Source organism: Methylobacterium sp. CM6247 (genome assembly GCF_054817925.1).
The window spans coordinates 1,207,717-1,222,196 of the sequence record NZ_JBTXKX010000003.1; the positions used below are offsets into that span (position 1 = coordinate 1,207,717).

The window sequence follows — 14,480 nt, forward strand, 5'->3', positions numbered from 1 at the left end:
GGTATCCGGGCGATACACTCCGCTCACCATGGGTTGCTTCCCGCCGGGACCGCCGTGCCCGCTTCCACACGCACCGCTTGCTCGGCTTTCAGGCGCAGCTTGAGATACCGGCCCGGATCGTCGGGCAGGGTCTGGAGCCAGAGGCGGTCGGGGCGGATTTCGTGCGCCTCGAAACTCTTCGTCACGCGCCGCGCCTCCCGCTCCGGGGCGGCGGCGACCATGGCGGAACCGGCGCCCGTGCGTCCACGACCGGCTGCATCGCTGGCCGAGCCTCTTGCTTCACCTTTGCCGGAATCCACCGATTGCTGCTCGGCCTTGCCCCGCCGCGCCACCTTGCTGTTGCCCGGCGTCGAGGAGGAGGTGCCCCCCTCCTTGTTGCCGGCCAGTCCCTCGCCGACGGAGGAGGCCTTCATGTCGTCGTTGGGATCCTGATTCGAGGTTTTGTTGTAGCGCGAGCCCACGGTCGCGGTGGCATTGGCGAGGCCGCCGCCCTTGCCCGGATCGCCCGGCCCCTCGGCCACGAGGCGGGCGACGAGGGAACGATTGGCCTGCGCATCCGCATCGCGTGGATTGTATTGCAGGGCGACGTCGTAGGCGTCGATGGCGCCCTGGAAGTCGCCCGAGCGCGCGAGCGCATTGGCGAGATTGTAGGCGTTGCGCCGGCCGCCGTTCCGGAAGATCGCGATGGCCTCCTCGTAGCGCCCGGCCTCGTAGAGCGCCGCCCCGCGCCAAGCCGGATCGGCAAGGATGGTGGCGGCGGCACCGGGCAGGCCGAGGCTCATCAGGCTGCGACCGAGCGTCGTGCGCGGCTCCGAAACCAGGGTGAGGCCGAGAATGCCGGCCCCCGCCAGCGTGATGCCGGCGATCCTGGCCCAGCCGGTCCAATGCCGGGGCAAGTAACGGGCGAAGGGAAGACGATCGGGCAAGGAGAGGCGCGCGGTGCTCATCAGGCGCTCCTGCGGAACAAGGCGAGGGCAGGAAGCAGGGCGAGGAGGATCAGCCAGCGTCCCAGATCGGCGAAGGCGAGCACGGTGTAGCCGCCCGCCGCCAGATGTTGCGCCGTGCTGGCGCCGACGATGTCGAGGAGGGCGGCGGGCCTGTCGAGATCGACGGTCACGCCATCGCCCGCGCCGGTGACGCGGTCGAGGGCCGCCCGGTCGGGCTTGGGCGAACCGCCCGGCAGGGACTTGGTGGCCGGCACGAATACCGCATGGAGATGCCAGCCCTTGTTCCGGATCGCAGTGGCCTCGCGCATGGCGGCATCGCCGATCCCGTCGCCATCGGTGACGAGGACCACGTCGCCGGCGATGACGCCGGCCTCCTCCAGGGTCCGGCGCGCGATGGCGAGGCCGCGCTCGGGATGGGTGCCGCGATCGGGCACGGTGTCGCCGTCGAGGGCGAACAGGACGAGGCTCAGGGCGTCGCGGTCCGTGGTCGGCGGCGCGGCGAGATAGGCATCGCCGGCATAGACCACCACGGCGACACTGCGGGTGCCCGCCGCTTGGGCCACGCTGTCGGCGATCTGGCGGACCTCCTTGAGGTGGCCGCCCTCGGCCACGGAGCGCGAGAGATCGATGACGACCACCGTCGCATCGAGGTTGCGGAAGGTCGCCGCGTCCGGGCGCTCGATGGCCGGTCCCGTGAGGGCGACGGCGATGAGACCGGCCGCGATAGCGGCGGCGAGGTTGGCCTGGCGCCGCCCGCCGAGGACGGCTCCGCGCGTCTCGAGGAAGGCCATCAGGCCGGGATCGACCGCCTTCGCCCAATCGCCCAGCGGGGCCGAGCGCCAGGCCGCGCGCAGGGCGAGGACGAGGATGACGGGAATCGCCAGGAGCCACCAGGGCCGCAGGATGGCGAGGGAGAGAAGGTCGCTCATGCCTTGCGCCTCGCCACCAGCAGGCCCGCCGCACAGAGGAGAGCAAGGCCGGCGGGCCAGGGCCACAGGTCCTGCCGCAGGGGGACCGGGGGAGCCTTGGCCCGACCCCCTTCGATGGCATCGATCGAATCCGCCATGGCGATGAGGTCGTCGGTGGTCTTCACCCGGAAGAAGGTGCCCCCGGTGAGAGTCGAGATGTCCCGCAAGGTCTCGGCATCGACCACATCCTGCTCGCCGTCGGCATTGGACATGTCACGGGGGCCGAGCGCGATGGTGTGGACCTTGACGCCGAGCTCCTTGGCCAAAGCCGCCACGTCGCGCGGCGTGGTCTGGCCGGCATTGTTGGCCCCGTCCGTCATCAGCACTACCACCTTCGATGTGGCCTGCGGGATATCGGACGCCTCGCCGGAGGTGGCCGGCACCAGTCGCTTGAGGGCGAGGCCGAGACCGTCGCCGATGCCGGTGGAGCGGCCGACGAGGCCGATCGTCGCCTCGTCGAGGGCGCGCGCCACGGTATTGGTGTCGAAGCTCGGGCTCGCGGCGACGTAGGATTCGTTGGCGAAGATCACGAGGCCGATCCGGTCCCCGGCCCGGCGGCGGATGAAGTCGGTGCCCACCCGCTTCACCGCGGTGAGCCGCGTCACGGTCTCGCCGTCGATGGCGAAGTCGCGCCGCTCCATGCTGCCGGACAGGTCCATCACCAGCATGATCTCGCGACCCGAGGCCGGAAGCGCGGTGGCGGGCAGGACGAGGCGGGGGCCGGCGAGCGCCGCCACCAAGGCGGCCCACAGGGTCCAGATCAGGAGCGAGCGCCCGCGCCCGCGCGCCGCCACGCCGTCCCCTCGGGCGGAGCCCATCACGACGGTGGCCGGAACGCGCAAGGCGCCGCTCGATCCCATCCGTTCGGGCGGCAGCAGCCGTGCCGCGAGAAAGGGCAGCGGCAGGAGCAGCAGCGCCAGGGGCGCGGCGAGATCGAAGGCCGAGAGGAAAGCGGTGAACCAGGCTGGCATCGGCTCAGGCCCTGATCCGCGCGAAAAGACGGCTGAGTTCGGAATCGAGGATCTCGACGTCGGCCGGGGAGGAGCGCCGGTACAGGCCCTCCGTCACGACCCTGCCTGCGCCCTTGCTGAAGACATCCGTGGCGAAGAGGCGGTCGAGGGTGGCCGCCCAGTCGCGTCCCTGGGTCGAGGCGGCCTCGTCGCCGACGAGCGTCCGGGCGAGGCGCCGCAACAGGCGGGCCTGCGCGATGAGGCGTGCGTCCGGAGCGAGTGTGCGCGTCTCGGCGAGGCCGCGCAGGGCCGACGCCCGCACCGAAGCTTTCGCCCGTGCCCGCAACAGCCTGACGAGGCCGACGAGAAGGGCCGCGACGAAGCCCAGCGCGATGGCCAGCACCACTTCGCCCTGCGCGCCACTACCCGCATCGGCCGGGAGGTGCAGGCCGCGCAGCTGGGTGAGATCGGTGGGGGAGCTAAGCGGGTTCACGCGCTACAGCACCGCATCGAGACGTTCCATCAGCGGAGCATAGGCTTCGGGGCCGGCCTCGGCATCGAGGCGCAACCCTTCGATGCCGCGCCGCGCATAGGCGATGAGTCGGTCGTCGGGCGCGCCGTCCGTATTGGCGGCGGAGCGCCCGACCTGAACCGTGCCGCGCTGCCCGTCCGGCGTGGCGAACGGAAAGAACCCCGCCGGCTTCCTGCGCTCGAACGCATCGCTGACGAGGACGAGGCGGATCGACAGGCGCTCGGCCAGCACGGTGAGCAGGTGGTCGAATTCAGGCCCCGGCGCGTCCAGCGCGCTGCCGATGACGAGATGGCCGCCGGACGGAAGCAGGCTCGCCGCCACGGTGAGGCTGCGGTCGAGGGGAGGGTCCATCCTGTCCGAGGCGGCGAGCGCCTGGGCATGGGCCATGGCGAGCGCACCCGTCACCGCCGTCATGGCCCGCTCGCCGCCGCCGGGACGGACCACCACCGGCTCCCCCGAGGACGCGGCCACGAGGCCGATCCGGCCACCATCGCCGACGATGCGCCAGCCGAGCAGCACCAGGGCTTCGGCCGCCGCCACCGAGCGCAGGGCGCGACGCGTGCCGAACAGCATGGAAGGGCGGAAATCCGCCAGCAGCACCACGGCGCGGTCGCGCTCGTCATGGTGGGTCCGCACGTGGAGGATGCCGGTGCGGGCGGTGGCGTTGCGGTCGATATGGCGGCGGTCGTCGCCCTCGGACCAGAGCCGCACGTCGTCGGGCTCCGAGCCGCGTCCGCGCCGCCGGGTGACGATGCCACCGGGAAGGCCCGCCAGGGTGCGGGTGGCCGGGGAGACGCCGCGTCGGGCGAGGTGGCGTAGCCCCATCAGGGCCTCGCCCGACAGATGGATACCGGGGCCGTGTGCGGAGCCCGTGCTCGGGCCGGAGGGGGACGCCATGGCTGTGCTACCCGACCATTCCGCCTTCAGAGCGCCCGGACCCGCTGGACGAGGCCCGTGATGATTCCCCGCGCCGTCTGTCCCTCGGCTGCTGCGCGCCAGGTGAGGCCGATCCGGTGCGCCAGGGCGTCGGCGGCGAGATCCGAGATATCCTCCGGGATCACGTGGTCGCGGCCGCGCAGATAGGCCCGCGCCTTGCCGGCGAGCATCAGCGCCAGCGTCCCGCGCGGGGAGGCCGGGTGCTCGATCGAGGCGCGGAGATCCGGGGCGGCCTTGTCGGTGCGGGTGCCGGCCACGAGCCGCACCAGATAATCCTTGAGGGCCGACGAGACGTGGACGTTGAGGGCCGCCGCGCGGGCGGCGCGGATCTCCGCCACGGTGAGCTTCACCGGCATCGCCTCGGCATGGTGGTTCAGTTCGCCCTCGACGAGGTCGAGGATGCGGCGCTCGGAGGCTTCGTCGGGCATCTCCACCACCACATGGAGGAGGAAGCGGTCGAGCTGTGCCTCCGGTAGCGGGAAGGTGCCCGCATGCTCGATGGGATTCTGGGTCGCCACCACCATGAACGGGTCGGGCAGGACATGGGTATGGCCGGCGACCGTGATCTGGCCCTCTGCCATGGATTCCAGCAGCGCCGACTGCACTTTGGGCGGGGCGCGGTTCACCTCGTCCACGAGGATGAGGGAGTGGAACAGCGGACCGGGCAAGAACTCGAAATCGCCGGCATCCTGGCGCCAGACGGTGGTGCCGGTGAGATCGGCCGGCATCAGGTCGGGCGTGCATTGGATGCGGGCGAAGCTGCCGTCGAGCCCGTCCGACAGGCGTTTGACCGCGCGCGTCTTGGCGAGGCCGGGCGCGCCCTCGATGAGGAGATGGCCACCGGTGAGAAGCCCGATGAGCAGACGCTCCACGAGGGTTTCGGCGCCGATGAGTCCGTGGCTCAGGCCATCCCGCAAAGCGAGGATGCGTGCGCGAAGCGCCTCGTCGGCGGCCGGCGCCGCCGAGGTAGCGGGACGCATGGCCAGTGTCGCGTCGCTCATGAGCGCGCGTCGGCCGGAGCCGCCCGCAGGGCTGCCGCAACGGATAAGCGGGGCATGATCGTGGCAGGGCCGGCGTACAGCACCATGCGCGTCTCCTCGGGCGGATTCTTAAGAGATCCCTATATCGATTGGGTGTGCATGCAGCGGAGCACCGGCGTCAATCCCGTGGGACGTTTCCCGTGAAACACGAGGGTGAGATCGGGCAGAATGCCCGACCACCGGGATTTCATGAAGTCGAATGCATGCAGAGCGGATTTCTCTGCCGATCCCGAGGATCTAAGCCGGAATTCGGCGTTATGTCGCATCCTGCTAGACGTCGGTGGAAACCGAGGGCCGACCTCCCGGTTTCCGTGCCAACCCAGCGGGCAGACTGGAGCAGACCATGAGTACAGACCTCTTCCCCGGCTTCAGCGCGGACTGGATCGACATTCAGGAGGGCCGTTTCTTCGCCCGCAGCGGCGGTCGTGAGGATGCACCTCCCGTGATCCTCCTCCATGGATTTCCGCAGACCCATGCCTGCTGGCACCGCATCGCGCCGGCTTTGGCCGAGACCCATCGCGTGGTGTGCCTCGATCAGAAAGGCTACGGCTGGTCGGAAGCGCCCAAAGGTGATGCCCATCACGAGGCCTATTCCAAGCGCCGCATGGGTCGCGACGTGGTGGCGATCATGGAGCGGCTCGGCCATGTCCGCTTCGCACTCGTGGGTCACGATCGCGGCGCGCGCGTGGGCTACCGACTCGCCCTCGACGAGCCGGGCCGGATCGAGCGCCTCGCCCTTCTCGACATCCTACCCACCCTCGTTCAGTGGGAGCGGATCGAAGCCGATCCCGACGTGTCGTCGCATTGGGCATCCCTGGCCCGACCGGCCCCCGGTCCGGAGGAGGAGATCGGCCGCGATCCGGTCGCCTATTTCGAAGGCCTCCTTCGGCAATGGAGCAATGCCCGGAGCCTCGACCCCTTCGCCCCGGAAGCCTTGAGCCTCTATCGCGAGAACTGGAACGTGCCCGAGCGCATCCACGCCTTCTGCGAGGATTACCGCGCTGGCGCGACCCGCGACCGCGAGGCCGACCTCGACGACCTCGCGGCAGGAAAGACCCTCTCCTGCCCGACGCTGATCCTCACCGGCGACGGCTATCTCGACCATTCTCATGAAACCCCGCTGGCGGCGTGGCAGCGGACCTTCGCGCCGAAGGCCGAGGCCGTGGACATCACATCGGGGCATTTCCTCGCGGAGGAGAATGCCCCCGAGACGCTCGAGGCCCTGCGGGCCTTCCTCGGTGGCTGACGCGCGAAGCGTCACCGTTTCGTCATGGGCGGGCGACATGCAGCGCCCATGACTGCGCTTCTCGCTTCGCCGCTGCCGGAATTCGTGAATTCCGCCGTCAGCCTCATCGTCGCTTTCGTGCTCGGCACGATGATCGGGGCCGAACGGCAATATCGCCAGCGTACGGCGGGCCTGCGCACCAATGTGCTGGTGGCGGTGGGGGCGGCGGCCTTCGTCGATCTCGGCATGCGCCTCGAAGGCACGCGCGGCGCGGTGAGCACGGTCGCTTACGTCATCTCCGGCGTCGGTTTCCTCGGGGCCGGCGTCATCATGAAGGAGGGCATGAACGTGCGTGGCCTCAACACCGCGGCCACCCTCTGGTGCTCGGCGGCGGTGGGGGCCTTCGCCGGGGCCGACTTCCCCCTGGAGGCCTGTTTCGTCACGGTGGCAATCCTGTCCGGCAACACCCTGTTGCGGCCCCTCGTCAACGCCATCAACCGCGTCCCCATCGACGAGAGCCAGACCGAGGCCACCTACGAGGTTCAGGTCACGGTGCCGGCCGAGCATGCCGGCCCCGCCCGTGACCTTCTCGTGGAACGGCTGGAGGCGGCGCATTATCCTGTTGGAGGCACCGAGGTGGTGGAACGCGGCGAGGAGACGGTTGAGGTGGTGGCGACCCTGGTGGCGACGGCGGTGGAGTCCGCCGAACTCGACGCGGTGGTGGCCGGGCTGGAGCGCGACGAGCGGATCAGCCACGCCACCTGGTCGGTCCAGACCGCCGATTGAGCGCGTCCGCCGCCATTGCCGCTGTGAGGAAAAGACCAACCTAGGCCCGTGATGCCGGGCTTCGCCCCGGCGATGGAGGACCCCAACCATGGCCGGAACACGCAGGAACGCATTGATCGTTGGGGCCTCGCGCGGCCTGGGCCTCGGATTGGTGGAGACGTTCCTCGCGCGCGGCTGGGCGGTCACCGCCACCCAGCGCTCGCCTTCCGCCGGATTGGCGGCTTTGGCCTCCGACGCGCTCGGCATCGAGACCGCCGATATCGATGATGACGCGGCGGTTGCCACTCTCCACGATCGGCTCGCTCACCAACGCTACGACCTGATCTTCGTGGTGGCCGGCGTGGCGACCCAGGCGCACGATCCTGCTCATGAGGTCCCACGCGAGGTCGCCGCGCATGTCTACCTCACCAATGCCATCAGCCCGATCCGCTTCGCCGAACGGTTTCGCGATCGGCTGGCGGGCAACGGTCTCATCGCCTTCATGAGCTCCGTCCTCGGCAGCGTCTCCCTCAACGAGAGTGGCGGATGGGAGACCTACCGCGCGAGCAAGGCGGCGTTGAACACGCTGGCCATCAGTTTCGAGATCCGTCACCGCGACGAAGGGTTCGGCGTGGTCCTTCTCCATCCCGGCTGGGTCCGCACGGAGATGGGCGGCGAGGAGGCGGATCTCGACGTGGCGACGAGCGTCGCCGGTCTGGCCGACGTCATCGAGAACCGGCTCGGCAAACCCGGCATCGCCTATCTCGACTATACCGGCGCGACCTTGACCTGGTAGGCGGTCAGCGCCGCCCGTCGAGGGGACGGCCGCGCCGTTCCACCACGACGGGCGGGCGGGTACGACGCTCGACGATGACGGTGCGCGGCGCCCGGCTCGGGCTGCCGGCGGTGAGGATGCGCTCGGAGATCTTCTCGGGCTTCTGCTTCCCGGCGGCGAGCACGTGCGGGCGCACCTCGTCGAGGGGAAGTCCGATCAGGCCAGCGGCAATCTCGACCTGCTGTTCGAGATCGTCCGCGAGATCCTGCGCGGCAGCGACCGCCTCGGGGATCGTGGGCGGTTCGCGCCGCACGCGGATCGGGGGCAGGTCTTGGAAGGATTTCGGCGTCTTCTTCACGACTCGGCCCACGCTCGACATAAGCCGAGGATAGCGCGACAGGGGCTCCGGTGCATTGCACCATTTTAACGATGCACCCACGCGTTTCGCGCATTCCCCATCGTTGGAGTCGGAATTTCCGCCAGATCGAGGCCGGGATGCCATTTCCCTATTCGATTGCCTGAGCGAATGCCCATCGGAGGAGCAAAAGACGCGTCATTATGACGCATATTCCAGTGGCTCCGTTGGGGCCTCGTCCGATGCGTTGCGCGCCGTCAGGCTCCCGTCGATACTGCGCCCATCATGTTTCCCATCACCGATCTCACCGATTCCAGGCTGGTCCCGGCCCGCCCCGACCTCGCCGATCTCCGCCTTCGCGGCCGGATCGACGCCGACCGCTATGTAGCCGGGCAGCCCGGCCGGCTCATCGTGGCATCCGCGCCCTTGCGGCGGCGACCGAGTCTCGACGCCGGCATCGAGACCGAAGCGGTCATGGGCGATCCCCTGACCCTCTACGACACGAGCGACGGCTTCACCTTCGTACAGTTCGAATCCGACGGCTATGTCGGCTACCTGCCGGCGGAATCCTGCGCCCCGGGCGTCCCGTCCCCGACCCATCGGGTGACGGCCATTCGGACTTTCCTCTATCCGGCCGCAAACATGAAGCGGCCACCACTCCGGCACGTGAGCCTCGGCGCAGGGCTGGGCGTCACCGAGCAGGAGGGCGAGTTCCTGCGCTTGGCGGAGGGCTCTTACGTCTTCGCCGATCATTGCGTCCCGGTCGGCACAGTGGAGTCCGACCCTGCCGCAACCGCCGAGCGTCTCGTGGGCACCCCCTATCTCTGGGGCGGGCGCACCAGTCTCGGGCTCGATTGCTCGGGCCTCGTCCAACTTTGCCTCGCCATGGCGGGCATTCCGTCTCCCCGCGACGCGGACCAGCAGGAAGCGGCTCTCGGCACGGCGCTGCCCCAGCACCTCGACGGCCTGGTCCGGGGCGATCTCGTCTTCTGGCGCGGCCATGTGGGGATGATGCTGGACGAGACCCGCCTCATCCACGCCAACGGCCACCACATGGCGGTGGCGGTGGAGCCCCTGGCGGTGGCGGTGGAGCGCATCGCCGAGAAGAGCTACGGCGCGGTGACCTCGCTCCGGCGCATCACGGTTTCAGCCGGGCCTTGATTCGGGTGATCAACCCGTCACGGACGTCGCGATAGGCTTCGAGGCGCTGATCGCGCGAGGCTTCCTGCATCAGCGTCGGGTCCGGCGTCGGCCAATATTCCACATCGACGGCGTTCGTCCGCGTGACCTCCAGAGCCGCGTGGTGCGCCTCCGGCGACAGGGTGATGATGAGGTCGAAATTCAGCCCCTCCCACTCCTCGAGTTCGAGGAGCGTCCGGGGCCGGTGTTTCGAGGCGTTGATGCCGATCTCGTCGAGGGCCGCAACCATGAACGGGTCTGCCGGCTCGCCCGAACGGACGCCCGCCGACTGCACATAGGTGGACTTGCCGAAATAGTGACGCGCCACCGCCTCCGCCGCGAGGGACCGCACAGCGTTGAAGTTGCACATGAACAGCACCGACTGCACGCGCGTCTTCTTCGGGCCGGCCTCTTCCGCCATCCGGTGACTACCTCGGGCTTCAAACGACGGGGAGGGCGCTCACGCCTTCCAGTGCAAGGCGAAGACCAAGGTGAACAGGCGTCGCGCGGTGTCGTGGTCGAGATCGACCTTGCCTTCGAGGCGCTGCCGGAGGAGTTCGGAGGCTTCGTTGTGCAGGCCGCGCCGTCCCATGTCGATCGCCTCGATCTGGGTCGGCGAGGCGGTCTTGATCGCGTTGTAGTAGCTCTCGCAGATCATCTCGTAGTCGCGGATCACCCGGCGGAACGGGGTCAGCGACAGGAGATGGGTCATCACCGGCTCGCCGTCCTGCCGGCGGATCGCGAAGGAGAGCTTGTTCTCCACGAGGCCGAGGGTGAGGGCGTACGGGCCCTCGCGTCCGGGAATGGAGAAGTGGTTCTCCTCCAAGATGTCGAAGATCGCGATGGCGCGCTCGTGCTCTTGATCGGGATTGCCCCGGCCGATGGAATCCTCGTCGAAGGTCACCGCCGCGAGGCGGTGGATGGACGACGCTTTCTCTGCCGCTTGTCCCGTTTCTGGTTGTTCTGAGCCGGCCATCGTCCCCTCACAGATTCAGGCGGATCGCGACCGAGCGGGCGTGGCCGTCGAGGCCCTCCGACCGTCCCAGCGCGATGGCTGCCGGCCCCAAGGCCCTCAGCGCGGCGGGATCGCAGCGCAGGATCGTCGTCCGCTTCATGAAGTCGAGCACGCCGAGGCCCGAGGAGAACCGTGCCGAGCGGGCGGTGGGCAGGACGTGGTTCGGGCCGCCGACGTAATCGCCGATGGCTTCCGGCGTATGGCTGCCGAGGAAGATCGCACCGGCATTGCGGACCTTGGCGGCCAGGGCCTCCGGGTCGGCGGTCTCGATCTCCAGATGCTCCGGGGCGAGGCGGTCGACCAGGGGCACGGCCTCCTCGAAATCCGAGACGAGGACGATCGCGCCGTAATCGCGCCAGCTCGCCCTAGCGATGTCGGCCCGTGGCAGGGTGGCGAGAGCCCGTTCCACGGCGCTCTCCACGGCGTCGGCGAGGGCGGGCGAATCGGTGATGAGAATCGACTGGGCGGCGACATCGTGCTCGGCCTGGGCCAGCAGGTCGGCGGCGACCCAATCGGGGTTGGCATGACCGTCGGCGAGGATTAGCACCTCGGACGGACCAGCGATCATGTCGATTCCGACCTGCCCAAACACCCGGCGTTTGGCGGCGGCCACCCAGGCATTGCCCGGTCCGACGATCTTGGCCACGGGGGCGATGGTCTCGGTGCCGTAGGCGAGCGCCGCCACGGCCTGGGCTCCGCCGATCCGGTAGATCTCGGTGACGCCGGCAAGGTCCGCCGCGGCCAGGACCAGGGGGTTCATCTGTCCCTCGGGCATCGGCACGACCATGACGACGCGCGGGACCCCGGCGACGCGAGCCGGAATGGCGTTCATGAGGACGGAAGAGGGGTAGCTCGCCGTTCCGCCGGGCACGTAGAGCCCCACCGATTCCAGCGACGTCCAACGCCAGCCGGACGTCACGCCGAGATCGTCGGTGGCCATGTGGTCGCCGGGTACCTGGCCGCGATGGAACGCCTCGATGCGGGTCGCGGCGAGCCGCAGGGCATCGAGGGACTCGGCCGGGCAGGCGGCGATGGCAGCCCGTACCTCATCCGGGGTCACCCGCAGGGTCGCGGCGGAGAAGTCCTCGCCGAGCCGGTCGAAGCGGCGGGTGTAGTCCACCAGGGCGGCGTCGCCCCCGGAGATCACACCGGCGATGATCCCGCGAACGGTCTCGTCCACATCCTCGGAGATCTCGCGCTTGACGCTGAGAAGACCGGCGAAGGCGGCGGCGAAATCGGCGTCGCGGCTGTCGAGGCGCACCATCAGGCAGAATCTTTCACGACGTTGTCCTTGTCGGAGGGAGCCGTACCCGCATGACCTTGGATCGCGGCACGGCCGGCTTGCGCCGCCTCGTGATCGGGGCGGCCTTCCACCTCCCAGACCGGACCGAGATCCTTCAGCCGCGCCTCGATGCATTCCACATCGAGCTGGATCGCTACTTTGCCGGCAAAGACCAGGGTGATGGTGCCGGAGGGTTCCTCCTTCGGCTGGAAGGTGACGGCCAGAAGGTTGAGAGGCTCGTCGGAGGTGGAGCCGGGCGTGATTCCGCGCGCGCGCACGGCCATGACCCGCTCGAAATGGAGGCCGGTGAGGCGACGGCGCGGGGCCTCCCCCTCCGGGGCCGACCAGTCGAAACGCCGCCCCACCAGCACGAAGCGGTGTGACGGTGCGAGATAAGCGAGATCCTGCGGGAGCAGGACCGCATCCTGAAGATGGGCCGAGAGGATCGCGAGATCCTCCGCGTCGAGGGCAGCGAGCTTGAGGAGCTCCATGTCGGGTTCGCATCTGGCCGGACGCCGCCGGATCGGGCGCCGGATGTGGAAGAGGGTCGGCCGTAGGTAGCGAGGCGGCCGCCCTGCGGCAACTGCGCGGCCCGGAACAATTACGGCGTGCCGGCGATATGGGCCGTTTGCGGGGGGCGACGTCAGACGGCGTTCATGCGGAACAGGTTAGTCTTTCGCCGTACTCTCGATTGGGACATCCACCACCATGATTCTCGGACCCGTATGCCGCATCGCCTTCGCCGCCCTGACCGCCCTGGCGGCGACGACGGCCCTCGGCCTGGGGCAGGCCCAGGCGCAGGTCCAGTTCCGCATCGACGATGGCTACGACAGGTCGCCTCGTGGCCGTTCGCCCTACGGCGACGACCGGCCGCGGGGCTATGATCGCTACGATGGCTATGCCCGGCCCTACGAGGATGGCGAGCGTCGGCCGGTGCAGCAGCAGCGATACGGACGCCAGCGCATGGGTAGCGTCTGCGTCACGGCGCGCGGCAATTGCCCCGCCTATCCGAGCCCGATCCAGTCGCCCTGCCGCTGCGACATCCCGGGATTCGGCCCCAAGCGCGGCAACGTACTGGAATAGTGTCCTTGTCCGGGAGGCGAGGACCGCCTCCCGGACAGGAGAGGCTCAGGAGCGGATGCGGCTGATCTCGGCGCCGCAGCGGCCGAGCTTGGCTTCGAGCGCTTCGAAGCCGCGATCGAGATGATAGACGCGGTTGATGCTGGTCTCGCCCTCGGCGGCGAGGCCGGCGATGACGAGGGAGACCGAGGCGCGCAGATCGGTCGCCATGACGGGCGCGCCCTTGAGGCGCTCCACCCCGTCGACGATGGCGAGATCGCCCTCGAGCCGGATCCTGGCCCCGAGGCGCGCCAGTTCCTGCACGTGCATGAAGCGGTTCTCGAAGATGGTCTCGCGGATGTGGGACTGGCCCTTGGCGAGGGTCATCAGCGCCATGAACTGCGCCTGGAGGTCGGTGGGGAAGCCGGGGAACGGGTCCGTGGTCACGTCCACCGCAGCGATGCCGCCGCCATTGCGCCGAATGCGGATCGTGTCGGCGGTGCTGGTGATCTCGGCGCCCGTCGTCGTCAGCACGTCGAGCGCGCTGTGCAGCAGGTCGGCCCGGGTGTTCTCCAGGGTCACGTCGCCCCCCACCATGGCGGCCGCCATGGCGTAGGTGCCGGTCTCGATCCGGTCCGGCAGGACGGTGTGGCGGGCGCCGTTGAGGCGCGAGACACCCTCGATGGTGATGCGCGGGGTGCCGGCCCCCGAGATCCTGGCGCCCATCTTGATGAGGCAATCGGCGAGATCGACGACTTCCGGCTCACGCGCGGCATTCTCGATAAGGGTCGATCCGTTGGCGAGCGCCGCCGCCATCAGCGCCACATGGGTGCCGCCCACCGTGACCTTGGGAAAATGGATCTCGCCGCCGCGCAGGCCGCTCTTGGCCTTCGCCACGACGTAGCCGCCGTCGATTTCCACGGTGGCGCCGAGGCGCTCCAGGGCCATCAGCATGAGATCGATGGGGCGGGTGCCGATGGCGCAGCCACCGGGCATCGAGACACGGGCCTCGCCGAACCGTGCGAGCAGCGGCGCGATGACCCAGAAACTCGCCCGCATGGTGGAGACGAGTTCGTAGGGCGCGGTGGTGTCGATGACGTTGGAGGCGGTGAGCCGGATGGTCTGGCCGGTCTCCGTCGTATCGCCCGGGCGCTTGCCCACCACCATGTGGTCGACACCGTGATTGCCGAGGATGCGCAGCAGGGCGTGGATGTCGGCGAGGCGCGGCACGTTCATGAGTTCGAGGGATTCCCCCGTCATCAGGCTCGCGATCATCAGCGGCAGGGCGGCGTTCTTGGCGCCCGAGATCGGAATGACGCCGTGGAGCGGCTTTCCGCCGATGATGTTGATCCGGTCCATCGTCGTCCTTCGCGCGGCGTCACGCCCCTCCCCGTAACGAGAGGGCGGCGCCATCCTGGTTCTGCAAACGGTAGCGGTGCGCTCGCGGCACGG

The 14,480-nt window shown here is 69.3% G+C and carries 17 protein-coding genes; 5 read left to right on the forward strand and 12 right to left on the reverse strand.

Going from position 1 to position 14,480, the window contains the following annotated elements; genetic code table 11:
• Positions 1–23 precede the first annotated feature (23 nt).
• Genes ACYQOP_RS06545 through ACYQOP_RS06570 form a run of 6 tightly spaced genes read right to left on the reverse strand, consistent with a single transcriptional unit; the run spans position 24 to position 5,334 of the window.
• A complete protein-coding gene (locus tag ACYQOP_RS06545; protein WP_461221771.1) occupies positions 24–947 on the reverse strand; it encodes a tetratricopeptide repeat protein in 924 nt (307 codons plus the stop codon).
• Complete coding sequence (locus tag ACYQOP_RS06550) at positions 947–1,876, reverse strand: vWA domain-containing protein (protein WP_461221773.1); 930 nt, start codon at positions 1,874–1,876, stop codon at positions 947–949. The genes ACYQOP_RS06545 and ACYQOP_RS06550 overlap by 1 nt, the downstream gene beginning before the upstream one ends.
• Positions 1,873–2,886: a VWA domain-containing protein gene (locus ACYQOP_RS06555; protein WP_419953195.1), complete on the reverse strand. Its 1,014-nt coding sequence runs from the start codon at positions 2,884–2,886 to the stop codon at positions 1,873–1,875. Before ACYQOP_RS06555 ends, ACYQOP_RS06550 begins: the two co-directional genes overlap by 4 nt.
• A gap of 4 nt (positions 2,887–2,890) precedes the next feature.
• Positions 2,891–3,358 (reverse strand): DUF4381 family protein, encoded by a 468-nt coding sequence (locus ACYQOP_RS06560; RefSeq protein ID WP_461221775.1) that lies wholly within the window; start codon positions 3,356–3,358, stop codon positions 2,891–2,893.
• A gap of 3 nt (positions 3,359–3,361) precedes the next feature.
• The gene (locus tag ACYQOP_RS06565; protein ID WP_461221777.1) at positions 3,362–4,294 is read right to left on the reverse strand and encodes a DUF58 domain-containing protein; all 933 of its coding nucleotides are present in this window, start codon (positions 4,292–4,294) and stop codon (positions 3,362–3,364) included.
• Between the two features lie 26 nt (positions 4,295–4,320).
• Complete coding sequence (locus tag ACYQOP_RS06570) at positions 4,321–5,334, reverse strand: AAA family ATPase (protein WP_207411132.1); 1,014 nt, start codon at positions 5,332–5,334, stop codon at positions 4,321–4,323.
• A gap of 382 nt (positions 5,335–5,716) precedes the next feature.
• On the opposite strand from ACYQOP_RS06570, the gene ACYQOP_RS06575 reads away from it, so the two are divergent.
• The 3 genes from ACYQOP_RS06575 (at position 5,717) to ACYQOP_RS06585 (ending at position 8,159) form a co-directional block, all read left to right on the forward strand.
• The gene (locus tag ACYQOP_RS06575) at positions 5,717–6,619 is read left to right on the forward strand and encodes an alpha/beta fold hydrolase (protein WP_461221779.1); all 903 of its coding nucleotides are present in this window, start codon (positions 5,717–5,719) and stop codon (positions 6,617–6,619) included.
• Positions 6,620–6,667: 48 nt separating this feature from the next.
• A complete protein-coding gene (locus ACYQOP_RS06580; RefSeq protein WP_461221781.1) occupies positions 6,668–7,384 on the forward strand; it encodes an MgtC/SapB family protein in 717 nt (238 codons plus the stop codon).
• An 88-nt stretch (positions 7,385–7,472) separates the two neighbouring features.
• Entirely contained in the window at positions 7,473–8,159 is a 687-nt protein-coding gene (locus tag ACYQOP_RS06585; protein ID WP_461221783.1) for an SDR family oxidoreductase, read from the forward strand.
• Positions 8,160–8,163: 4 nt separating this feature from the next.
• Here ACYQOP_RS06585 and ACYQOP_RS06590 read toward each other — a convergent pair whose 3' ends face one another.
• The gene (locus tag ACYQOP_RS06590; protein WP_200919017.1) at positions 8,164–8,496 is read right to left on the reverse strand and encodes a hypothetical protein; all 333 of its coding nucleotides are present in this window, start codon (positions 8,494–8,496) and stop codon (positions 8,164–8,166) included.
• Positions 8,497–8,787: 291 nt separating this feature from the next.
• Between ACYQOP_RS06590 and ACYQOP_RS06595 the strand changes: the two genes are divergently transcribed.
• Positions 8,788–9,654, forward strand: coding sequence for a C40 family peptidase (locus ACYQOP_RS06595; RefSeq protein ID WP_461225221.1), 867 nt, complete (start codon positions 8,788–8,790; stop codon positions 9,652–9,654).
• Here ACYQOP_RS06595 and ACYQOP_RS06600 read toward each other — a convergent pair.
• From ACYQOP_RS06600 to ACYQOP_RS06615, 4 genes are read right to left on the reverse strand one after another with little or no spacing between them, the layout of a single operon-like run.
• Positions 9,632–10,093 carry an arsenate-mycothiol transferase ArsC gene (locus ACYQOP_RS06600; RefSeq protein WP_056422907.1) on the reverse strand — a complete coding sequence of 154 codons (462 nt, stop codon included), beginning with the start codon at positions 10,091–10,093 and terminating at the stop codon, positions 9,632–9,634. The genes ACYQOP_RS06595 and ACYQOP_RS06600 overlap by 23 nt on opposite strands.
• 39 nt (positions 10,094–10,132) lie before the next feature.
• Positions 10,133–10,648: a UPF0262 family protein gene (locus tag ACYQOP_RS06605; protein ID WP_056422904.1), complete on the reverse strand. Its 516-nt coding sequence runs from the start codon at positions 10,646–10,648 to the stop codon at positions 10,133–10,135.
• 7 nt (positions 10,649–10,655) lie between these two features.
• Positions 10,656–11,951, reverse strand: a complete 1,296-nt coding sequence (hisD, locus tag ACYQOP_RS06610; protein WP_461221785.1) for a histidinol dehydrogenase — start codon at positions 11,949–11,951, stop codon at positions 10,656–10,658.
• Positions 11,951–12,460, reverse strand: a complete 510-nt coding sequence (locus tag ACYQOP_RS06615; protein WP_461221786.1) for a DUF2948 family protein — start codon at positions 12,458–12,460, stop codon at positions 11,951–11,953. Before ACYQOP_RS06615 ends, hisD begins: the two co-directional genes overlap by 1 nt.
• A gap of 217 nt (positions 12,461–12,677) precedes the next feature.
• Between ACYQOP_RS06615 and ACYQOP_RS06620 the strand changes: the two genes are divergently transcribed.
• Positions 12,678–13,052: a hypothetical protein gene (locus ACYQOP_RS06620; protein ID WP_207411126.1), complete on the forward strand. Its 375-nt coding sequence runs from the start codon at positions 12,678–12,680 to the stop codon at positions 13,050–13,052.
• A gap of 45 nt (positions 13,053–13,097) precedes the next feature.
• Here the strand turns inward: ACYQOP_RS06620 and murA are convergent, their stop codons facing one another.
• On the reverse strand, positions 13,098–14,387 hold the full coding sequence (murA, locus tag ACYQOP_RS06625) for a UDP-N-acetylglucosamine 1-carboxyvinyltransferase (RefSeq protein WP_056422896.1): 1,290 nt from the start codon (positions 14,385–14,387) through the stop codon (positions 13,098–13,100).
• Positions 14,388–14,480: the final 93 nt, after the last annotated feature.